The sequence below is a fragment of the Micromonospora sp. DT4 genome, from assembly GCF_049841675.1.
GTDB lineage: Bacteria > Actinomycetota > Actinomycetes > Mycobacteriales > Micromonosporaceae > Micromonospora.
In genome coordinates this window covers 20,854-41,575 of record NZ_JBNCKT010000038.1, presented here as the reverse complement: position 1 = coordinate 41,575, position 20,722 = coordinate 20,854, and the positions used below count along the sequence as shown (strand labels likewise).

21 protein-coding genes and 1 tRNA gene are annotated in these 20,722 nt (G+C 71.7%); 14 read left to right on the top strand and 8 right to left on the bottom strand.

Translation table 11 applies throughout. The features are described from left to right. Window positions 1-34 precede the first annotated feature (34 nt). Together ACLQ24_RS13790 and ACLQ24_RS13785 are read left to right on the top strand one after the other, a co-directional pair. Window positions 35-565, top strand: a complete 531-nt coding sequence (locus ACLQ24_RS13790) for a peptidylprolyl isomerase (protein WP_425891759.1) — start codon at window positions 35-37, stop codon at window positions 563-565. A 100-nt stretch (window positions 566-665) separates the two neighbouring features. Continuing rightward, window positions 666-1,583: a rhomboid family intramembrane serine protease gene (locus ACLQ24_RS13785; RefSeq protein ID WP_425891757.1), complete on the top strand. Its 918-nt coding sequence runs from the start codon at window positions 666-668 to the stop codon at window positions 1,581-1,583. On the opposite strand, the gene ACLQ24_RS13780 is transcribed toward ACLQ24_RS13785, so the two are convergent. Then, entirely contained in the window at window positions 1,576-2,004 is a 429-nt protein-coding gene (locus ACLQ24_RS13780) for a PH domain-containing protein (RefSeq protein WP_425891755.1), read from the bottom strand. The two genes, ACLQ24_RS13785 and ACLQ24_RS13780, sit on opposite strands and share 8 nt — an antisense overlap. 80 nt (window positions 2,005-2,084) lie before the next feature. On the opposite strand from ACLQ24_RS13780, the gene ACLQ24_RS13775 reads away from it, so the two are divergent. The 6 genes from ACLQ24_RS13775 to ACLQ24_RS13750 all read left to right on the top strand — a co-directional run bounded on the left by ACLQ24_RS13775 (window position 2,085) and on the right by ACLQ24_RS13750 (window position 7,856). After that, a complete protein-coding gene (locus ACLQ24_RS13775; protein ID WP_425891754.1) occupies window positions 2,085-3,257 on the top strand; it encodes a thiolase family protein in 1,173 nt (390 codons plus the stop codon). 80 nt (window positions 3,258-3,337) lie between these two features. Next, on the top strand, window positions 3,338-4,351 hold the full coding sequence (locus ACLQ24_RS13770; protein WP_425891752.1) for an aminoglycoside phosphotransferase family protein: 1,014 nt from the start codon (window positions 3,338-3,340) through the stop codon (window positions 4,349-4,351). Between the two features lie 112 nt (window positions 4,352-4,463). Continuing rightward, window positions 4,464-4,976 carry a hypothetical protein gene (locus ACLQ24_RS13765; protein WP_425891750.1) on the top strand — a complete coding sequence of 171 codons (513 nt, stop codon included), beginning with the start codon at window positions 4,464-4,466 and terminating at the stop codon, window positions 4,974-4,976. A 78-nt stretch (window positions 4,977-5,054) separates the two neighbouring features. Next, window positions 5,055-5,747, top strand: coding sequence for a response regulator transcription factor (locus tag ACLQ24_RS13760; RefSeq protein ID WP_425891748.1), 693 nt, complete (start codon window positions 5,055-5,057; stop codon window positions 5,745-5,747). Further along, window positions 5,740-7,206, top strand: coding sequence for a histidine kinase dimerization/phospho-acceptor domain-containing protein (locus ACLQ24_RS13755; protein WP_425891746.1), 1,467 nt, complete (start codon window positions 5,740-5,742; stop codon window positions 7,204-7,206). Before ACLQ24_RS13760 ends, ACLQ24_RS13755 begins: the two co-directional genes overlap by 8 nt. A 56-nt stretch (window positions 7,207-7,262) precedes the next feature. After that, window positions 7,263-7,856, top strand: coding sequence for a hypothetical protein (locus tag ACLQ24_RS13750; RefSeq protein ID WP_425891744.1), 594 nt, complete (start codon window positions 7,263-7,265; stop codon window positions 7,854-7,856). 49 nt (window positions 7,857-7,905) lie between these two features. On the opposite strand, the gene ACLQ24_RS13745 is transcribed toward ACLQ24_RS13750, so the two are convergent. After that, window positions 7,906-10,164: a hypothetical protein gene (locus ACLQ24_RS13745; protein ID WP_425891743.1), complete on the bottom strand. Its 2,259-nt coding sequence runs from the start codon at window positions 10,162-10,164 to the stop codon at window positions 7,906-7,908. Window positions 10,165-10,288: 124 nt separating this feature from the next. On the opposite strand from ACLQ24_RS13745, the gene ACLQ24_RS13740 reads away from it, so the two are divergent. Both ACLQ24_RS13740 and soxR read left to right on the top strand, forming a co-directional pair. Next, a complete protein-coding gene (locus ACLQ24_RS13740) occupies window positions 10,289-10,996 on the top strand; it encodes a glycosyltransferase family 2 protein (protein ID WP_425891741.1) in 708 nt (235 codons plus the stop codon). 48 nt (window positions 10,997-11,044) lie between these two features. Beyond that, complete coding sequence (gene soxR, locus ACLQ24_RS13735) at window positions 11,045-11,500, top strand: redox-sensitive transcriptional activator SoxR (RefSeq protein WP_425891739.1); 456 nt, start codon at window positions 11,045-11,047, stop codon at window positions 11,498-11,500. Here soxR and ACLQ24_RS13730 read toward each other — a convergent pair. Further along, a complete protein-coding gene (locus tag ACLQ24_RS13730) occupies window positions 11,483-12,460 on the bottom strand; it encodes an NAD(P)H-quinone oxidoreductase (RefSeq protein WP_425891738.1) in 978 nt (325 codons plus the stop codon). The genes soxR and ACLQ24_RS13730 overlap by 18 nt on opposite strands. Window positions 12,461-12,623: 163 nt before the next feature. On the opposite strand from ACLQ24_RS13730, the gene ACLQ24_RS13725 reads away from it, so the two are divergent. Beyond that, a tRNA-Ser gene (locus ACLQ24_RS13725) sits at window positions 12,624-12,710 on the top strand. Window positions 12,711-12,728: 18 nt separating this feature from the next. Here ACLQ24_RS13725 and ACLQ24_RS13720 read toward each other — a convergent pair. Next, complete coding sequence (locus ACLQ24_RS13720; RefSeq protein ID WP_425891736.1) at window positions 12,729-12,902, bottom strand: hypothetical protein; 174 nt, start codon at window positions 12,900-12,902, stop codon at window positions 12,729-12,731. A gap of 100 nt (window positions 12,903-13,002) precedes the next feature. Next, window positions 13,003-13,158 carry a hypothetical protein gene (locus ACLQ24_RS13715; protein ID WP_425891734.1) on the bottom strand — a complete coding sequence of 52 codons (156 nt, stop codon included), beginning with the start codon at window positions 13,156-13,158 and terminating at the stop codon, window positions 13,003-13,005. Between the two features lie 142 nt (window positions 13,159-13,300). Between ACLQ24_RS13715 and ACLQ24_RS13710 the strand changes: the two genes are divergently transcribed. Next, window positions 13,301-13,843 carry a YbhB/YbcL family Raf kinase inhibitor-like protein gene (locus ACLQ24_RS13710; RefSeq protein WP_425891732.1) on the top strand — a complete coding sequence of 181 codons (543 nt, stop codon included), beginning with the start codon at window positions 13,301-13,303 and terminating at the stop codon, window positions 13,841-13,843. A gap of 63 nt (window positions 13,844-13,906) precedes the next feature. On the opposite strand, the gene ACLQ24_RS13705 is transcribed toward ACLQ24_RS13710, so the two are convergent. Further along, window positions 13,907-14,617, bottom strand: a complete 711-nt coding sequence (locus ACLQ24_RS13705) for a class I SAM-dependent methyltransferase (protein WP_425891730.1) — start codon at window positions 14,615-14,617, stop codon at window positions 13,907-13,909. A gap of 210 nt (window positions 14,618-14,827) precedes the next feature. Between ACLQ24_RS13705 and ACLQ24_RS13700 the strand changes: the two genes are divergently transcribed. Beyond that, the gene (locus ACLQ24_RS13700; RefSeq protein WP_425891728.1) at window positions 14,828-16,657 is read left to right on the top strand and encodes a hypothetical protein; all 1,830 of its coding nucleotides are present in this window, start codon (window positions 14,828-14,830) and stop codon (window positions 16,655-16,657) included. 146 nt (window positions 16,658-16,803) lie between these two features. Here the strand turns inward: ACLQ24_RS13700 and ACLQ24_RS13695 are convergent, their stop codons facing one another. Next, the gene (locus ACLQ24_RS13695) at window positions 16,804-17,586 is read right to left on the bottom strand and encodes a hypothetical protein (RefSeq protein ID WP_425891727.1); all 783 of its coding nucleotides are present in this window, start codon (window positions 17,584-17,586) and stop codon (window positions 16,804-16,806) included. Window positions 17,587-17,972: 386 nt separating this feature from the next. Between ACLQ24_RS13695 and ACLQ24_RS13690 the strand changes: the two genes are divergently transcribed. Then, a complete protein-coding gene (locus ACLQ24_RS13690; protein ID WP_425891725.1) occupies window positions 17,973-19,502 on the top strand; it encodes a peptide deformylase in 1,530 nt (509 codons plus the stop codon). 94 nt (window positions 19,503-19,596) lie between these two features. Here the strand turns inward: ACLQ24_RS13690 and ACLQ24_RS13685 are convergent, their stop codons facing one another. Further along, a complete protein-coding gene (locus tag ACLQ24_RS13685; protein ID WP_425891723.1) occupies window positions 19,597-20,712 on the bottom strand; it encodes a globin domain-containing protein in 1,116 nt (371 codons plus the stop codon). Window positions 20,713-20,722: the final 10 nt, after the last annotated feature.

The following is a 20,722-nucleotide window of genomic DNA, read 5'->3' as shown; positions in this document are numbered from 1 at the left end:
CCGCATGGAACTGACCAACGAGTGAGGAGTACCCGTGGCCGAGGCTGTCTACGCCACCCTGCACACCAACGCTGGCCCGATCCGGCTGGAGCTCTTCCCGAACCACGCGCCGAAGACCGTCCGCAACTTCGTCGACCTGGCCGAGGGCAACCGGGAGTACACCGACCCGCGCACCGGCCAGCCGGGCAGTGGGCCGTACTACGACGGCACCATCTCGCACCGTGTGATCAGCGGTTTCATGGTCCAGATGGGCGACCCGACCGGCACCGGTCGGGGTGGGCCGGGCTACAAGTTCGCGGACGAATTCCACCCGGACCTGCGCTTCGACCGTCCGTACCTGCTGGCGATGGCGAACGCCGGACCGGGCACCAACGGTTCGCAGTTCTTCATCACCGTGTCCCCGACGCCGCACCTGAACAACCGGCACACCATCTTCGGCCAGGTGGCCGACGAGGAGTCGGTGAAGGTCGTCGACTCGATCGCGAACACCCCGACCGGCCCGAGCGACCGTCCGCGGCAGGACGTCGTCATCGAGCGGGTCGAGATCGAGCGGTCTGCTGCCTGAGGAAACCGCGAGGTACCTTTGCTCGCATGACTGAACGCTCCGGAGCACTGCGCCGGCCGGCGTCGGTGCGTCGCGCGGTGGCGGACGGAGGGTCGGCCCGGTGAGCGAGTCCCCGCCGACCACCCCGGTCTGCTACCGGCACCCGGGTCGGGAGACCTACATCCGGTGCACTCGCTGCGACCGGCCGATCTGTCCGGAGTGCATGCGAGAGGCGTCCGTCGGGCACCAGTGCCCGGAGTGCGTCAACGAGGGACGTCGTAGCGTCCGGCCGGCGCGTACCGCCTTCGGTGGCGGTGCCGCCGGCCGGCACGGCTACGTCACCAAGGGGCTCATCGCCCTGAACGTGTTGTTCTTCCTGCTCTCCGTCGCCTCCGCCCGGTCTTTGACCGCGGTGTTGGGCGGCTCCGGCTTCGGCGGGCTGGCCGGCGACGGAACGCCGCTGACCCGTTGGGGTGGCGTGCTCGGCTACGCCTCGTACGTTGACTTCGGCACGGTGCAAGGTGTCGCGGCCGGCGAGTGGTACCGCCTGGTCACCGCCATGTTCCTGCACTACGGCGTGTTCCACCTGCTGCTGAACATGTGGGCACTGTGGGTGCTCGGGCGGGAGTTGGAGGGCGCGCTCGGGCGAGCGCGCTTCCTCGCCCTCTACCTGATCGCGGGGATCGGGGGCAATGTCGCCGTCTTCCTGGTCAGTGCCCCCTACGAAGGTCCGACTGTCGGCGCGTCGACGGCCACCTTCGGGCTCTTCGCGGCGATCTTCGTGATCATGCGGCGTCTCGGTCTCAACACCTCGACGATCGTGCCGATCCTCGTCGTCAACCTCGTCTTCACCTTCGCCGTGCCGGGCATCTCGAAATCCGGGCACATCGGTGGCCTGGTGGTCGGCGGGGCGATGGCGGCGGTCCTCGCGTACGCCCCGCGGGAGCGGCGCACGCTGGTGCAGGTCGCCGGTGGCGCGATCATCCTGCTGATCCTGCTCGCCGTGGTGATCTTCCGGACCGCCCAACTGCTCAACTGACCGGACGGGCGGCCCGCAGCGTCGCGGCCACCTCCTCCGGGGTGGCCCCCAGGTCGTACCTGCCGAATAGGTGCAGCGACTCGCCCGCGTCGATCTCCAGGATCTCGCCGGTCAACCCCAGCCGTTGCCGACGGTCCACGCTGATCGCCTCGACCGCCGACCAGGGCAGCAGCCGCCGGCCGGCGAAGCCGTGGGTGATGGTGAGCCCCACCGGGTCCACCGCCAACCGAACCGGCGCCACCAGGTCCCGTGCCGCCCAGGCGGCCAGCGCGGCGGCGGCCACACCGGCCACGACCAGCCGCACCGGGTCGCCGTCGGCGAAGAGCAGGCCGAGGGCGACCAGCAGAACCGCGCCGGCCAGCTTCGCCGCCGGCAGGCTCGCCGGCACCCGCCACGTCCGGCTGGGGGTGATCTCATCCATCCGCCCAGCATGCCCGGGGACGGACGGCCGGTCCACCGACGACGTAGGATCGGGACAGCCCAAGTTACCGGGGAGTAAACATGAGTGACGCGGTCATCGTCGGCGCGGTACGCACCCCGGTCGGGCGGCGCAAGGGTGGTCTCGCCGATGTCCACCCGGTCGACCTGTCGGCGCATGTGCTGCGCGCCCTCGCCGAGCGCACCGGCCTGGACCCGGCGCAGGTCGACGATGTCTTCTGGGGCTGCGTGTCCCAGGTCGGCGAGCAGTCGTGGAACATCGGCCGCAACGCCGTGCTCGCCGCCGGCTGGCCGGAGACGGTGCCCGGCACCACGTTGGACCGGCAGTGCGGTTCCAGCCAGCAGGCCCTGCACTTCGCCGCCGCGACCGTGCTCTCCGGCCAGGCCGACCTGGTGGTCGCCGGCGGGGTGGAGTCGATGACCCGGGTGCCGATGGGTTCCAGCGTGGCGGAGGGCATGCCGTTCAGTGACCAGCTCCGCGCCCGCTACCGGGGGGTGGAGGGCTTCGCGGACGACGCGCCGCTGCCGTTCAACCAGGGCGTCGGGGCCGAGCTGGTCGCGCGGCGCTGGCGCCTGTCGCGTGCGCAGCTCGACGAGTTCGCCCTGGCCAGCCACGAGAAGGCCGCCGCCGCACAGGACGCCGGGGCGTTCGACCCGGAGCTGGCGGCGGTGCCCCTAAACGACGGTGGCACGTTCGCGGCCGACGAGGGCATCCGCCGGGACACCTCGCTGGACCGGCTCGCCGAGCTGCCCACCCCGTTCCGCGCCGACGGTGTGGTCACCGCCGGGTCCGCGTCGCAGATCTCCGACGGCGCCGCCGCGCTCGCCGTGACCACGTCCGAGTGGGCCAGCCGGCACGGTCTGCGCCCGCTGGCCCGCATCCACACTGCCGTGGTCGCCGCCGACGACCCGGTCACCATGCTCACCGCGCCCATCCCGGCCACCGCGAAGGCGCTGCGCCGCGCGGGGCTGGGCATCGAGGAGATCGGGGTGTACGAGGTGAACGAGGCGTTCGCCCCCGTCCCGCTGGCCTGGCTGGCGGAGACCGAGGCGGACCCGGAGCGGCTGAACCCACGTGGTGGGGCGATCGCCCTCGGGCATCCGCTCGGCGGCTCCGGTGCCCGGATCATGACGACGATGCTCCAGCACATGCGCGACAACGGGCTCCGTTACGGCCTGCAGACCATGTGCGAGGGCGGCGGCATGGCCAACGCCACAATCGTCGAGCTGGTCTGACTCCGCCGCTCGCAGCCAGCCGAGGAGTACCGCGGGAAATGGTCTCGCCCGCGTCAAGCACGCCGCCTAGGGTGCCCATCGTGACGACGATCGCCGACGAGCGCGCCCCCGACTGGTCCAGCGACGAGTGGCAGGAGCAGGCCCGATCCTGGGTCGACGAGCAGCTGGCTCGGGCTGGCCGGCGGGTTACCGGGCCGGTGGAGCCCCGCGTCCGGCCGTGGTCGCTGGTCTGGCGGGTGCCGACCGACGACGGGCCGGTCTGGTTCAAGGTCAACAACGCCGGCACCGCGCACGAGGCGGTCCTGATCGCGACGCTGGCCGGGCTGACGCCCGAGCTGGTGCTGACCCCGATCGGGGTGGACCGGCAGCGGGGTTGGTCGCTGCTTCCCGACGGCGGGGAGTCGCTGCGTGACGTGCTGGGCCGCGACCCCGACCTGGCGCACTGGGAGCGGGCGCTGCCCGGGTACGCGGCACTGCAACTCGCCACCGCGCCGCACGCCGACGAACTGGTCGCCCTCGGCGTACCGGACCACCGTCCGGAGGCGCTGGCCGGGCTGCTCGACGACCTGCTCGACGATTCCGAGTCGCTGCGCGTCGGCGCGGAGGGCGGGCTCACCGTCGAGACGTACGAGCGGCTACGGGCGGAGCTTCCGGCGTACGCGCAGCGGTGTCGCCGGCTCGCGGACTTCGGCATCGGGGCCACCGTGCAGCACGACGACCTGCACGACGGAAACGTCTTCGCCGGCGGAGCCGGTTACCGCTACTTCGACTGGGGGGACGCCTCGGTGGCGCACCCGTTCGGCACGCTGCTGGTGACCCTGCGTTCCATCCGGTACGCCACCGCGTTGTCAGCCGACGACGCCAGCCTGGCCCGGCTGCGCGACGCCTACCTGGAGGCGTGGACCGACCGCTACGACCGTCGTACCCTCGTCGAAGCCGCCGACCTGGCGATGAACCTGGGCGCGGTGAGCCGGTCGCTCTCCTGGCGGCGGGCCCTCGACACGGCCGACCCGGCTCGCGCGGAGTACGCCGAGGCGGTGCCCGGTTGGCTGGCCGAGCTGTTCGCCGCCACCCCGCTTCAGCCCGAGTCCTGACCGGCATCCGTCCCGGTCGGAAATCGGACAGGCGGTGCGACGGGGCGGCGTGGAACTTCCAAAAATCCGGCGTGACCCACGTCACCCTGCTGGGGACGTCGTTGGGCAGGTCATGGACGTCTTCTCCCGAACGTTCCTCCCGGCCGCCACCGAGGCCGGCCTCGCCGTGCAGACCGTGAGCCGGCACATGCCGGTGTTCCGCCGCTGCGTCGGCTCCGGTGACGCCACCATCCTGGTCACCCGTTGCAGCCGCCCCGACCGTCCGGTCACCGGCAACTACCTGCTGCTGCTCACCCACCGCCGGCTGGTGGTGACCCAGCAGACCCGGCTGCTGCACCGGCTGCGCCTGCACCTCAACACCGAGCTGCGTGAACTGAGCAACGTCACGTGGAGTCCCGACCCGCGGCTGCACTCGGTCGAGCTGGCCGCGACCGCGATCGACGGCATCCGCGAGCGGTTCCTCATCCGTACCACCCATCCGAAGCAGGTGTGGCAGCTCGACGCGCTGCTCAACCACGCCTTTCGGACCCGCCTGCGGGCACCCCGCGAACGGGTCCTGGCCACCATCGGCGACGCGTCCGCTGCCGTACGGCCCCACGTGTTCCGTCCCGCAGTCGCACGCTGACGTCGTACGACGCCCGCCTTTACCGAACTCGAACACGCACCGATCGCGCCGGACCACCGGGTCGGCAATCATGGGCCGGTGACTGTGGAACCGCCCCACCGCGGGCTCGTCCTCGTGGTCGAGGACGAGCCGGCCATCGCCGACCTGGTACGGCTCTACCTGGGCCGCGACGGGTTCGGCGTCCACCTCGAACGCGACGGTGCGGCCGGACTGAGCGCCGCCCGCCGGCTGCGTCCGGTGGCCTGCGTCCTGGACATCGCCCTGCCCGGCCTGCCCGGCACGGAGATCTGCCGACGGCTGCGCGAGGCCGGCGACTGGACGCCGGTCATCTTCCTCACCGCCCGCGACGACGAGGTCGACCGGATCGTCGGGCTGGAGCTGGGCGCCGACGACTACGTGACGAAGCCGTTCAGCCCGCGCGAGCTGGTCGCCCGGGTACGCGCCGTCCTGCGTCGCTCCGCCGGTGGCCCGGAGGGGGCGGAACGCCCGCGCGTCGTCGGCCCGGTGACCCTCGACCCGGGCCGCCGGACGGTCACCGCCGGGGGCGTACCGGTGCAGCTCACCTCCACCGAGTTCGACCTGCTGGCGCATCTCATGGCCCGGCCGGGGCGGGTCTTCACCCGCGAGGAGCTGCTGGCCGGGGTCTGGGGGTACGCCGCGCACGCGGGCACCCGCACGGTGGACGTGCACGTCGCACAGGTACGCGCGAAGCTCGGCCCGGCCAGTGTCATCCGCACCCACCGCGGCGTCGGGTACGCGGTCGATGCCTGAGCACCCGGTGCGCGTCGAGTCGCCGACCATGGCGCTGCCGGTGGTCGGCGCCCGCCCCCCGGCCACCCCCCGACGTCGCCGGCTCGGCCGGACACTGACCGCCCGTGCGGTGCTGGTCACCTGCGCGGTGGCGCTGGTGTCGGTGCTCGTCACGGCGATCGTCGCCGTGCCGTTGGCGATCCGGGGCGCCGAACGACGTGATCAGGATGCCCTCGCCGCCCAGGCACGACTCGCCGCCGAGGTGCTGCGGACCCGGCTGGACCGGGGACGCGCCGCCGACGAGGAGCGGCTCATCCAGCAACTCCGTGACCAGGGCATCGACGCGTACCTGATCCGGCGCGGGACCGTCGACCGGCAGGGTCTGCCGCCGCGCGTGGTGCAGCGGATCGGGCAGGGCCGCAACGTGTCGGCCCGCCGGTCGGTCAACGGCCACCGCGCATTGGTGGAGGGCCGCTCGCTACCTGGTGGCAACGGGGTGGTGCTCTCCCGCGCCACGTCGAATGGTCTGTGGGCGCAGGTGCTGCTCAGCCTGTGGCTGCCACTGCTGGCCGGGCTCGCCGCCGGTGTGGTGGCCGGTCTCCTGCTGGCCCGCCGACTGGCCCGACCGATCCGCGTAGCGGCGACCGCCGCCGCCCGGCTGCGCGCCGGGGACCGTGCCGTACGGGTGCCGGTCGAGCCGCCGGACGAGGTCGCCGACCTGGCCGAGGCGCTCAACGGCCTGGCCGCCGCGCTGACCACCAGCGAGGGCCGGCAGCGCGAGTTCCTGCTGTCGGTGTCGCACGAGCTGCGGACCCCGCTGACCGCGATCCGGGGGTACGCCGAGGCGCTGGCCGACGGGGTCATCGAGGCGGACGGCAGCGCCGACACCGGCCGGACGATGCTGGCCGAGGCCCAGCACCTCGACCGGCTGATCGGTGACCTGCTGGCGCTGGCCCGGCTGGAGGCCGCCGACTTCCCGTTGGAACCGGTACCCGTCGACCTGACCCGGCTGGCCGCCGACGCGGAGCCGACCTGGTCCGGCCGGTGCGCCGCAGTGGGTGTGCCGTTCCGCCTGGAGACGCCGGGTCGGCCGGTGTCCGCGTACACCGATCCGGGTCGGATTCGGCAGGTGTTGGACGGGCTGCTGGAGAACGCGCTGCGGGTCGTACCCCCGGGGGCGCCGGTGGTGCTCGCGGTCCGGCCGGTCGGTGCGGACCCGGCGGCCGGTGGTGTGCTGGAGGTCCGCGACGGCGGGCCCGGCTTCACCGACGACGACCTGGCGGTGGCGTTCGAGCGGGGGGCGCTGCACGAGCGGTACCGGGGGGTGCGCAAGGTGGGCAGCGGACTGGGATTGGCGCTGGCCGCCGGGCTGGTGCGCCGGCTCGGCGGGGAGATCGTCGCGGGGCACGCCCCCGAAGGTGGCGCCGCCTTCACGGTCCGGCTGCCCGGCGATCCTTACCGGACTCGAACATCAGCCTGACGGTCCGCTCGTCCTGGCGCGCAAGGCTGAGGGCTCCACGAACGAGAGGGAGAGTCATGCCACGTTGGGGATTCGTCACCGGCACCACGGCGCTGTTCGCGGCGGTGGCGCTCGGCGTCAGCGGGTGCGGCACGGCCGAGGTGGCCAGCCAGCCCGCGCGGGACGCGGCGGTCGAGGTCGCCGCCGCGATGGGCGTGGAGGGTCAGGCACTGACCGCGATGGGCTTCGACCCCGTCGACCTGGACGTGCAGACCGTCGCCGCCCCGGCGACGCCCGGACCCTCCCCCACAGCCGCCGAGAAGGGCAAGCAGAAGCGCGGCGAGGAGATGCGCAAGCGCCGCCAGGCCCGCGTGCTGCTGCGCAAGAACACCCTGCACGGCGAGGCGGTGGTGCAGACCAAGGACAACGGTACGCAGACAGTGGTCGTGCAGCGCGGCGAGGTGACCGCCGTCGACGGCGACTCGATGACCGTCAAGTCCACCGACGGATTCACGATGACGTGGACCTTCGGTGACGACCTGCGCGTCGTCGAGAAGCGGGCGACGGTGCAGCCCAGCGAGGTCAAGGTCGGCACGAAGCTCGGCGTCGCCGGCGCCAAGGACGGCGACAAGGGCGTCGCCCGGCTCGTCCTCATCCCCCGGGTCAAGTGAGCGCGAGGGCCCCGCACGCCGCACGTGCGGGGCCCTCTGCTGCTTCGTCTCAGCGGCCGGAGGGTAGGGCGTAGCCGACGTAGTCGCGGAACTCCAACCGCCATCCGGCCGGGACCAGCTTGGCGCAGGTCGGCTGGCTGCCGGTGCAGACGATTGCGTCCACCGAGGCCGGGTCGGACGCCGGCCGTTCCGGCAGGACCGACTGCAACGACACCAGATCCGGCGAACTGCCGTCCGGCTGGCGCAGCAGCAGCCACCACGGGTACTCCCAGTCGTCGTTGCGCTCCACCAACCCGATCCGGCGGGCGCCACTGTCGCGGACCGCTGCCGCGGCCCAGCGGAACTCGTCGGCCCACTGGGGGCGGCGCAGGAACCGGGTGTCCCAGTCCGAGGTGGTGAAGACCGAGCCCGAGCCGACGAGCCGGCGCGGGAAGCCGTACGACAGCGCGAGCACTCCGGCCAGCGCCGAGGTGGCCAGCACGACGGCGGTTGCCACCGTGGCCACCGACCGCCGCCCCCGACCCGCCCCGGCGGGGTTCGTCGCCCGGTCGCTGCCCCGACGCAGGAGCGCATCCAGCCACAGGCCGGCGAGCGGTACGGCGAGCACCAGGGCGTAGAGGATCAGCCGGTTGCCCCACGGCTGCCACTTGATCATCGAGGTGTGCAGCAGCACGGCGGTCAGCACCACCACGGCGTACGCCCGCAGTGGCCCCACCTGCCCGGGATCGATCCGGCGCGGGCGGACGAGGGCGACCAGCGCGCCGAGCAGCGCCAGCGATCCGGCGATCGGGAACGCCACCCGATCCTCGTCCGGATACCAGGTGGGCACCGGGAACAGCTCCTGGCCGAAGGTGGTCGCCCGGTCCTGGGGGTCGACGCCGATCGCCTCCGCGCCGCCGATGATCGCGTCGGCGCCGGCGACCCGCAGTGGCGCGAGCGGTGTGTCGAACGCCGTGTGCCCGATCCGCAGCGCGTTGACCAGGATCGAGGCTGGATCGTGCCGTTCCATGGGGATCGACTCGCGCAGCCGGGGCGGACCCAACGGGTGCCCGAACTCGGCCGTCACCCGGGCCAGGAACGGGCCGACGACCAGCGCCGCGACCGCCAGGACCAGCACCGAACCCGCGACCACCCGGACCACCCGGACCACCCGGACCACCCCGCCGACCGGCCGCACCCGCCCGGCCGCCGTGCCGACGGTGGCTGTCCGACCGGCCGCCTCGGCGGCCGATGCCCGGTCGGCCAGGGTCAGCCGGAGCTGCGCCAGACCCCAGAGCACCAGCAGCGGGCCCACCGCGATCAGTCCACTGGTCTTGGTCACCGCGGTCAGCCCGGTGGCCGCCCCCAGGCCGAGGACGGTTCCCCAGCCGGTGCGCCGGTGCAGCCCGTCGAGCGCGAGGGTCGCCGCGCACGCCACCCACGCCGCGCAGACCAGGTCGGTCTGCGTGCTGGTCGTCTGTAGCGCGACCATCGGGGTGCTGGCCAGCACGAACGCGGTGATCAACTGGGCCCGCCTGCCGCCGCCGAGCTGCGCGGTGATGCGCGCGGCCACCAGCAGGCAGAGCACTCCGGCGGCCCACTGCACCAGGTTGTGCAGCGCGTCGGAGCCGGTGAGCAGGCGCAGGTGCAGCAGCAGGTACTCCGCGCCGGGCGGGATGGTCACCTGCCGGTGGATCGCGGTGGGCCAGAAGTCGAGGTCGCCCTGGGCCACCCAGTGCTCGACCTTCGGCAGGTGGTACGTCTGCGAGTCGAAGTTGTTCGGCTCGGCCAGCAGCGCGATCAGCAGTTCCAGCAGCACCAGAGCGCCGATGCCGCCCGCGAGCAGCCGCTCGCCCCGACCCGCCGTGCGCCAGCTCTCGGCCGCCCGGGCGAGCAGTCTGGCGCGTACTCCCTTGGTCTGGGCCGGTGCGGCGTCGCGCCCGACCACCGGGCCGTCGTCGTCGGCGGCCGGGGTGGGCGTGCCCGGGCCGACGCCGGCGGTCACCGCCGCGCCGACCGGCATCGGCCGCGGCGTCGCGGCGGCCGGGCGGGCGAACGGGGTGTCCCGCCGCCAGCGCAGACCCACCGCCGTCGCGGAAGCAACAAGGAAGAGCAGCCAGGCGGCGACGAACACTGGCCGGGTCAGCGCGTGCAGCGCGCCGAGCACCTCGACGACGAGCACCGCGTACGCCCCGGTGATCAGCGCGGCGCGCACCGCGGCGAGCCGTGACGGCGTCACCGCATCGACCCCGCGCGGCTTCGACGCGACCGTGAGCAGGAGCACCGAGGCGGCGGGGAGCACCGCGAGCAGGGAGCCGGCAGCCGACATGGCGGGAAGTAAACACCATCGAGCTGAAACCGCCACGCCGGCTGTCCGACGGTGGCGGCCACCGTTGGGCTGACCAGCCAGGCTAGGCTATGCCCGACGTGTTGTCGCCACCGTGGAGATTCCCGTGAAGCTCTCGATCCTCATGCCGGTCTACAACGAGGAAGAACGCATCGCGGATGCCCTCAAGCAGGCATTGGCGGTGGACTATCCCTGCGAGATTGAGCTGGTCGTCGTCGACGACGGCAGCCGCGACGGTACCGGCGAGGTCCTCGGTCGTGCCGACGACGCGCGCCTGCGGGTCATCACGCACCAGCGCAACGCGGGCAAGGGCGCGGCCATCAAGACGGCGGTGGACAGCGCCGAGGGCGAATACATGGTCATCCTCGACGCCGACCTGGAGTACGACCCGCAGGACATCCCCAAGCTGCTCGCCCCGGTGCTCGACGGGCGGGCCACGGTGGTCTACGGCAATCGCACCTTCGGCAGCCACAGCGCCTACAGCTTCTGGTACGTGATGGGCAACAAGGGCGTCACGATGGCGGCGAACGTCCTCTTCAACTCGTACATCGGCGACCTGGAGACCTGCTTCAAGCTGATGCCGGTGGAGCTCTACCGGTCGCTGGAGGTGCGCTCGCGCGGCTTCGGCATGGAGGCCGAGGTGACCGGCAAGCTGTTGCGCCGCCGCATCCGCCCGTACGAGGTGCCGATCAGCTACCGGGCCCGTGGCCGCGAAGAGGGCAAGAAGATCACCTGGAAGGACGGCGTCGAGGCGATCTGGATCCTCGGTCGCGAGCGCGCCCGCCGTCGCCCCGCGATGTCGTCCGCACGCTGATCGCCGGTAACCTCGAATTGAAGTCCACTTCAATTCGAGGACCCGGTGATGCAGGACGCGTTGACGATCGGTGAGCTGTCCGTACGCTCCGGTGTGGCGCCGTCCGCGCTGCGTTACTACGAGCGGCTCGGTCTGATCCGCGCCGACCGCACCGGCGGAAACCAGCGCCGCTACGCCCGCGCCGAGCTACGGCGGGTCGCCTTCATTCGGATCTCCCAGCAGGTCGGCGTCTCGCTCGACGAGATCCGCGACGCGCTGGAATCGCTGCCGGGGAGCCGCACCCCCAGCCCGCAAGACTGGGAACGCCTCTCCGCGAGCTGGCGTAGTCGGCTCGACGAGAAGATCCGACTGCTCAGCAAGCTCCGCGACGACCTCGACGGCTGCATCGGCTGCGGCTGCCTGTCCCTGCAACGCTGCATGCTCTACAACCCGGGGGACACCCTAGCGACGCAGGGCCCCGGCGCACGCCTCATGCTGCCGCCCGCCTCACCCAACGGTGAGTAGCACCTTCCCGACGTGGTCGCTCGACTCGACCAGCCGGTGCGCCTCGGCCGCCTCGGCCATCGGCAGCCGCCGGTCCACCACCGGCCGTACCGCGCCGGCCACGACCAGCGGCCACACCTCATCGCGTACGCCCCGGACGATCTCCGCCTTCTCGGCCAGCGGCCGGGAGCGCAGCGCGGTCGCCGACACGCTGGCCCGCTTGGTCAACAGTGCGCCGAGATCCAGCTCCGCCTTGCGGCCACCCTGCATCCCGATCACCACGAGCCGACCGCCGGTCGCCAACGCGGCGACGTTCCGCCCCAGGTACGACGCGCCCATGATGTCGAGGATGACGTCCGCGCCGTGGCCGTCGGTGGCCCTGCGCACCTCTTCGACGAAGTCCTGCTCCGCGTAGTCGATCGTGTGCGCCGCGCCCAGCTCGCGCAGCCGGGGATGCTTCGCCGTACGGGCGGTCGCCAGGACAGTGGCGCCGAGAGCCGCCCCGAACTGGATCGCGAACGTGCCGATCCCACTGCCCCCGCCGTGCACCAGCAGCGAGTCGCCGGCATGGAGCCGGCCCACCCCCACCACGTTCGACCAGACCGTGCAGGCCACCTCCGGCAGCGCTGCGGCGTCGACCAGGTCGACGCCGGCCGGCACGGGCAACAGTTGGCCGGCGGGCACCGCGACACGTTCGGCGTACCCGCCGCCGGCCAGCAGCGCGCAGACCTCCTCGCCGACCGCCCACCCGGTCACCTCCGGGCCGATCGCGTCGATCACCCCGGAACACTCCAGACCGGGGTACGCGGGCGCGCCCGGCGGTGGCGGATAGTGCCCCTGCCGTTGCAGCAGGTCCGCGCGGTTGACTCCGCTGGCCCGCACCCTGACGATCACCTCGCCCGGGCTGGGCTCGGGGTCGGGGACCTCGGCCCAGACCAGCTCGTCGGGTCCACCGGGCTGCGGAATGGTGATGGCTCGCATGGCTCCAGTCTCACCCGCCGCGCCTCCCGCCGCAGGAGCACCCTGGCCGGTGCCACTGTGGACGCCCCCCGCCTGGCCGGCGCTTTCGGGGAGGGACGGCGAGCCGGCCAGTGAGCGCCGTGGCAGACTGTTCACGGCCGAGCACCCCACGGGTGGCGGTCCGGGAGGGTTCGCCTAGTGGCCGATGGCGCTGGTCTTGAAAACCGGTAAGGCAGCGATGTCTTCGTGGGTTCGAATCCCACACCCTCCGCCCAATGCCGTGCAGCGGTCAGGTCGCCGGTAGGTAGGTGGCGATCCAGTCCCTCAGTCGTTTCTGCACCAACGCATGCACGTCAACCATTTCGATCCGCTCAGCGACCACTGCTGGATCGACGAGCCCGGCCCGGATCAGCGCGTCGGCGAAGGCGTGGTCCTTCTCCCTGCCGGCTACCAGCTTGGACACGACGCAGTCGTGGGGTTCGAGCGTGTAGTCAGCTCAGGCTTGGGGCGCAGGAGCGCCTCAACCTGCTCTCGCCTGATCCTCCGATGTGCGCCGCTCGCGGCTACGTCCCCTCGGGCTCGTTCCGTCGGGCCTCGCGGATCGTCGTGTCGGCGAGGCGTTCGACGGCGCGTCGACGCTCCTCGGTGAGCGCCCGCTCGTCCGGTTTGCGTAGGACACCGACGACGGCGACCAGAAAGTCCCGCCAGATGCTGAGCAAGGATTCCCCCCGTGGAGCGTTGCAGGGGCACCACCCTAGTCGCCGCCCGTGATCCGGCACACCCCGGACATTCTGTCGTTCCGCGGCGTGGAAAGGGGTATGAAGGGGCAGGTATCTGCCCACTCCGGAAGGACGCGTCCCGATGACCCTGGAACGACCCATCGCCCCGGACCCGTACGAGCTGCTGCCGACCGTTCCCTCGTTCACGCTGACCAGTGACGATGTGCAGAACGGCGAGCCGATGGACGCCCGGCACGCGCATGGCAGCACCGGCGGCGAGAACGTCTCACCGCAGCTGACCTGGTCGGACTTCCCCGCCGAGACCAAGAGCTTCACCGTCACCTGTTACGACCCGGACGCTCCGACCGGCAGCGGCTTCTGGCACTGGCTGCTGGTGAACGTGCCGGTCGGCGTCACGCAGCTGCCCAGCGGCGGGGGCGGCGCGGCGGGCGCCGATCTCGGCGGGGCCTTCTCGGTCCGCAACGACTACGGCGAGCAGGGCTACGGAGGCGCGGCGCCGCCGCCCGGTGACCGTCCGCACCGGTACGTCTTCGCGGTGCACGCCCTGGACGTCGATCGACTGGACCTCACCCCGGACGCGAGCCCGGCCTATGTCGGCTTCAACCTGACCTTCCACACCCTGGCGAGAGCGGTCATCCGCCCGACGTACCAGATCAAGGAATGAGCCGTACCCCGCGATCTTGCACGGTCCGCTCACGGCCGAGTGCAAGATCGCGGGGTGGGTGAGTCAGGCCGGGACTCGGGCTACCGCGAAGACGGACTGGCCGAACGGGGGGCGGACGACCTGTTCGGCGGCCTTGGTGGCGGGGAGGACCAGGGTGTCGTACACCTTGACCATGGGCCCCTCCTTCGGCATCAGCCGGAAGACCTTGGTGGCCATGAAGTAGCCGATCAACCCGAGCGCGTTGGCGTAGTGGATCTTCTCCACGGTCAGGCCGGCCTCGGTCATCGCCGTACCGAGCGTCTCCTTCGTGTAGCGGCGGACGTGGCCGGTGGCGATGTCCGCCGGGCTCATGGCGAACTGGAACGCCGGTACGATGATGATCACCGCACCACCGGGTCGGACCAGGTCGCGCATGCTGCGCAGCGCGCCCACGTGGTCCTCGATGTGCTCCAGGACGTTGTACGACACCGCAGCGCTGTAGGTCCCCCGGTCGTTGTGTGGCAGCAACATCTGCCGGACCTCGATGCCCGGCTGGGCGGCCAGCCGCTCCTTGAGCTGCACGAGCCGGTCGGGATCGGCCTCGGTGGCGGTGAAGCGGGGCAGCCGCTGCGACCATTCCAGCGCGTAGTCGCCGAGTCCGCTGCCGATCTCGATGGGGTCGTCACCGAGGTACGGCACCGCCAGTTCGACGAACCAACGACGGTGGTTGACGGCCGTCGCCAGGCCTTCCAGCACCTCGGACTGGACGCGCTGATCCCCAGTGATTTCTGCCATGCGTCGATTCCTCACGATATGAACTCGACCCGTGCCTGGACCGACAGAGTGAATCATCCGCTTGGATGGCGAAGGAAACGGGGGAGCGGTTGGCCGAATTGCGGTCGGGGGTGGGCACGTGATCGGCGGTCGGCGAACCCGGCACATAGTACGGCAGTACCCCGAAACATGTCACGGCACCGCCATACGCTGACTACCCTATGAATTGTCATGACTACTCCAGAACCGGACGCTCCCGGCGACGGCCCGGCCACCGCGTCGCGGGTGGAGGAGCCCGGCGGCGGCGATCGGTTGCGCCGCAACGGGAAGTGGGTCGATCCGGCGGCCGTGTTGAGCTTCGTGGTGCTCGGCATCTGGGTCACCGGGCGTCTCTGGTGGAACCCGGGCGGTGGAGTGCGGGACAACCGCTCGGACCAGTCGCAGTTCGAATGGATGATGGCGCACGGTGCGCGAGTGGTCACGCAATTCGCGTACCCGTTCCATTCGGACCGGATGAACGTGCCGGACGGCGTCAACCTGATGGCAAATACGTCCGTATTATCCATTTCATTGCCAATGACGCCGATCACCCTGCTGTTCGGACCACGTGCGGCATTCCTGCTCTTTCTCACTCTCGGAATGATCGCCACCGCCACGGCCTGGTACTTCCTGCTCTCCCGCGTCCTGGTCAGGAGCCGGGGGCCGGCCTGGCTGGGTGCCGGCTTCTGCGCGTTCGCGCCGGCCATGGTGTCGCACGCCAACGGGCACCCGAACATCGTGTCGCAGTTCGTCGTCCCACTGATCATCTGGCGTACGCTGCGGCTCGCCGACCCGGGCCGCTGGCTGCGTAACGGTGTGCTGCTCGCGTTGGTGATCGTCTGGCAGGCGTTCCTCAATCTGGAGATCCTGCTGATGACCGCGATCGGGATCGGCGTGATCGTCGGGGTGCTGGCCCTCGCTCGCCCCGCCCTGCGGTCCCGGACCCGGCCCTTCCTCGCCGGCCTGGCCGTCGCCGCCGTCGTCGCCGGCGTGCTGCTCGCGTACCCGCTGTATGTGCAGTTCTTCGGACCCGGCGCCTACTCCGGGCTGTCCAGCCTGATCCGTGGTTACTCCAGTGACCTGGCGTCGTTCGTGGCGTACTCCCGGGAGTCGCTGGCCGGCAGCCCACGCACCGCCGCGGGCCTGGCCAAGAACCCGACCGAGGAGAACAGCTTCTTCGGCTGGTCACTGCTCGTGCTGGTGGTCGCCCTCGTCTGGTGGCTGCGGCGGTCGGCGGTGGTGCTCGCGCTGGCCGGGCTCGGGCTGCTCTTCACCGTGCTCTCGCTCGGACGGGAGATCCAATTCGCCGGTCGCGGCACCGGCGTGCCGGGGCCCTGGGCGGTGCTGGAGAACCTGCCGATCCTGCACTCGGTGGTGCCGACCCGGTGGGCGCTGGCGATCACCCCGATCGTCGGGGTGCTGCTCGCCTACGGCGCCGAGCGCGCCCGCGAGTTGGCCCGTACGCGGCCGTCCGCCCGACCGCAGATCCGCTTCGCCACCGCGACCGTGCTGACGATGGCCCTGCTGCCGATCCTGCCCACCCCGCTGCCCGTGGTCCGGCTGGACCCGGTCCCCACCTTCGTGACCAGTGGGGCCTGGCGGCCGTACGTGGCCGGTGGGCGCAGTGTGGTGACCCTGCCGCTGCCGGACACCAACTACGCGGAGCCGCTGCGCTGGTCCGCCGTGACCCGGCTGGACATGCCGCTGGCCCGGGGCTACTTCCTCGGCCCGGACACCCGTCCGAGCGCCCAGCCACCGAAGGTCGCGCTGTTCACCGCGCCGCCCCGGCCCACCAGCAGTTTCTTCGCCACCATCCGGCGCACCGGCGGGGTGCCCCCGATCACCCCGCAGAGTCGGGTCAAGGCGGTCGACGACCTGCGCTACTGGCGAGCCGGCGTGGTGATCCTCGGGCCCCACGAGCACGAGATGGAACTGCGTCGCGGTATGACCGAGCTGACCGGGATCCAACCGACCTTCACCGGCGGCGTCTGGGTATGGGACGTCCGGCCGCTGACCGACTGAGCAGACTCCCTGCGGTCTCCGGCCCCGGGCCGGGCGCGGGTGGATCAGTCGCGGGACGGACGCGGGTGGATCAGTCGCGGGACGGACGCGGGTGGATCAGTCGCGGGACGGACGCGGGTGGATCAGTCGCAGGTTGGAGGCGTGGATCAGCCCTGTCGGACGCAGCAGCCCTGGCAGACCTTGGGGCTGGGCAGTGTGAAGGCCAGGCAGCACGTGCGGCGCTGGACGCTGGGCTCGCCGGTCGGGCCGGGTACCAGCTCGACCAGATCGGCCAGGTCGAGCGCGTCGAGCAGGGTGTCGATGCTCTCCACCGTCGAGCAGGGCAGCGCGTCCGCAGCCCGCAGGATGCCGTGCGCGATGCCGGAGGCGACCGAACCGAGCAGCGTCCTGGTGCCGACCCGTACCTCCGTCTGGATCGCCGCGATCAGCGGGGCGAGGTGGGCGTCGAGCAGGGAGGCGCGCAGCGCGGCCAGCAGCTCCGCCTCGCCCGCGACGACGCGTACCTCCGGCAGGCCGGACAGCGCCAGCGGGTCGCTCGGCAGCACGGCCACGGTGGTGCCGTGGCGCAGGCCCAGCGTGATCAGCGGGCGGTGGTCCTCGAAGTGGGTCAGCACGTCGGAGGGGTCGAGCAGCGGAACCCGGCGGGCCGAGGCCCAGCCGAGCACGACCGGCAACGCCGTCCAGTAGCTGTACGACTTCCAGGCCAGCGCGGCGCAGGCGTGCGGGGTGCCGCCCCAGCGGACGCTCGCCGCCCGCAGCAGCTCCGGCAGGCGGGTGCCGTCGATCAAAGTGGTGGCGGGCGCCCAGCCGAACTCGTCGTCGACAACCAGGCCCCGGGCGAGCCCGGGAAGGTCATCGGTGCCGAACATGGCCCGCAGCGCGGCGGTGACGGGCGCGAGCGGCGTGGCGGCCACGTCCCGCCTCGGCATCACCGCAGTCACCTGAGCCGTCCCCCGTCTGCATGGCCGAGGAGCCTCCCTCGGCGGACGACCAGATGCCGTCCTGAGCTAAGGCTAGCCTAACCAAGCTCGCCGGTATACGCGAGTGCCTGTAATCCGGGCGACAGCGGCTGCCGTATTCGGGCAGGCGGAGAGGCCCCGGACCGCGTACCGCGATCCGGGCCTCGTAAACGCGACTCAATCGTTCAAGCCGCAGTCCTTCGCCGGCGTGGGCGTGCAGGACAGCTTCTGGTAGCGGCCGATGTCACCACCGAGTCCGAACGGGGAGCTGTCAAGCGGAGTGTCGGGAACATGCCAGATAAGTGTGCGTCCGGACACGGAACGTGAAACTGATACTCCCGGCCGCGAGGAAGCCGATGACGACCTCACCCCTCGAACGAGCTGCCGAGTCATTTGCGGCCGAGCTTGCCCGGCAGCGTGCCGGGCGGGGCCTCTCCAAGAAGCAACTGGCCGTGCTGATGGGCTTCGACCCGTCCTACGTGAGTCACGTCGAGGGCCGCCGACACCGCCCGACCGAGGACTTCGCCCGCCGTGCCGAGGCCGTCCTGGAGGCCAGCGGCACGATCTGGCAGCGTTTCCGGGAGTACGACGACCTGCGGCACGCCCGCTCTGGCCAACCGCCGCGCGAACCCTCGCTGGCCGGCCAGTGGCTGCCCCCCGGCACCGGCCTCGTGGTGGAGCGGGAACTGGCCACCCTCACCCACACCGACAACGGCTACCGGTGCGTCATCCACCGCGAGCTGTACAACGCGGGCACCGAGCCGGTCACCCGCTACCTCGTACGCGTGGCGGTGGACCGCTACCCGAACGATCCCGGTCGCTCCAACCGGCACCACCGGGAACACCCGCTCACCTTCGCCGAACTGCAACTACAGGCCCGACGCGACGACAGCACCGGCGATCCGGAGCCGATGCACTGGCGGGCGAAATACGACCGGGACGCGTTCAAGGAGATCTGGCTCCTCTTCGAGAACAGCGAACGCCGCTTCCCGCTCTACCCCGGCGACCGGACCAGCATCGAGTACGCGTACAGCGTCGGACACGAGAAGTGGGGCCCCTGGTTCCAGCGGGCCGTCCGGCTGCCCACCCGGCACCTCGCCGTACGCCTGGATCTGCCGGCGGCGCTCGATCCGCAGGTCTGGGGCGTGGAGACCTCACTCTCCGCGGAGGAGGGCCCACTGCGGACGGCCCCGCAGCGACGCGGCGAGGGCGAGCGGGCGACCTTCGACTGGCAGACCGACGACCCGCCGCTCAACGCCCGCTACCGGTTGCAGTGGCGCTTCCGGGCTCGGCCGGGCACCGACCCGGACGCCGGCCCCGGCAGCACCCGGGTCCGCCCCAGCGACCGGATGCGCGGGCTTGGCATCGTGCAGCGTGGCGACGACCTTCTCCGCCAGCCGGTTCGACAGTTCGACCTGCCCGGTGAGGAGCAGGTGGCCCGCGACATCGTGGACCGCCTCACCATGGCGCTGTCCCGGCTCGACGCGCTGCACCCGTTCAGCAAGGGGGTGGGCATCGCCGCACCGCAGCTCGGCATCGGCCGTGCCGCCGCCGTCGTCCGACCCCCCGACCGCTCGGCGGAACCGGTCGTCCTGCTCAACCCCCGGGTCGTCGACGCCGACCCGGAGACCGACGAGCAGTACGAGGGATGCCTCTCCTTCTTCGACCACCGGGGTCTGGTGCCCCGCCCGCTGCGACTCGACGTCGAACACGCCCAGTGGGACGGCAGCCGGATCATCACGTCGTTCGAGTTCGGCATGGCCCGGCTCGTCGCGCACGAGATCGACCACCTACAGGGCCGGCTCTACGTCGACCGGATGGCGCCCGGTGTGCCGCTGGTGCCGGTCGAGGAGTACCGGGAGACCGGGCGACCCTGGCGCTACTGAAACCGGTCGACCCTGGCGCTACCGAGTCGGGGAGGGACCGGGGCGCGCGCCCCAGGGGGCAGGGGCACGCGCCCCGGTGTGGGGGGAGGAACGTCTAGAGATCGCCGAACGTGTCGTAGCGGATGTTCGGCGGTGGTACCTCGTCGGCGGCCAGCACCCGCAGGGTCGACCCGACCATCTGCGCCGACCCGGACACATAACAGTCGTGGGTCGTCCACGGGCCGTACCGGGCCACCACGTCCGGGATGTCTCCCAGATCGCCGGCGAAGTCCGGGTCGTCGCTGCACGCCGCGGTGACCGACAACCACGGGTGCGCCGCCACCAGGTCCTGCAACCCGGCCAGGCCGTACAGGTCCGACGCCTGCCGAGCGCCGTAGAAGACGTGCACCCACCGCGTCCGGTTGTAGGTGGCCAACTCCTCCACCAGCGCCTTGATCGGCGCGAGCCCGACGCCGCCGGCCACGCAGAGGATGTCCCGCTCGGAGGAACGGTCCAGGGTCATCGACCCCATCGGCGCCGCCAGGCGCAGCAGATGCCCGGGCCGCACCCGGCGGACCAGCGCCCCAGACACCCACCCCGCACCGGGACTCCGCACGTGGAACTCCAGCACGTTGTCGTCGTTCGGGGCGTTCGCCACCGAGTAGTTCCGCCACACCCTCGGGTGGAAGCGGGGCAGCTCCAAACTGACGTACTGGCCCGCCCGCCAGGACAGCGGATGTTGCAGGGCTCGGCAGGTCAGCACGGCAATGTCGGGGCCGTGGCGCTCGTGGGTCAGCACCTCGGCGTGCCAGAACGGCGGATTGTCGTCGTCGGTCGCCCCGGCGACCATCTTCGCCGCGATGGCCGCGTACGCGTCCCGCCACGCCTGGTCGTACTCCAGGTTCCAGCCGTCGCCGGCGGTGCTGCGCAGCGCGTCGAGCAGCGCGACGCCCATCGTGGCGTAGTGCCGGTCGTCGACGTGGTACTTACGGTGGTCGCGGCCCAGTGCGCGCAGGAACTCGTCGAAGCTCTCCGGGTCGTCCACCGTGTGGACCGCCGTGATGATCGCCTCCAGCAGGCGGTCACCCTGGCCGGTCATCTGCACCGGGAAGAGCTGCCGCAGGGCGGGATCGAGCAGGAACAGCCGGGCGTAGAAGTGCCCGCTCAGCCGCTCCCGGTCCTCCTCGACCAGCGTCCAGCTCTCCTTCAGCAACCGTGCGACGTTGTCCACCGGTGCTCCT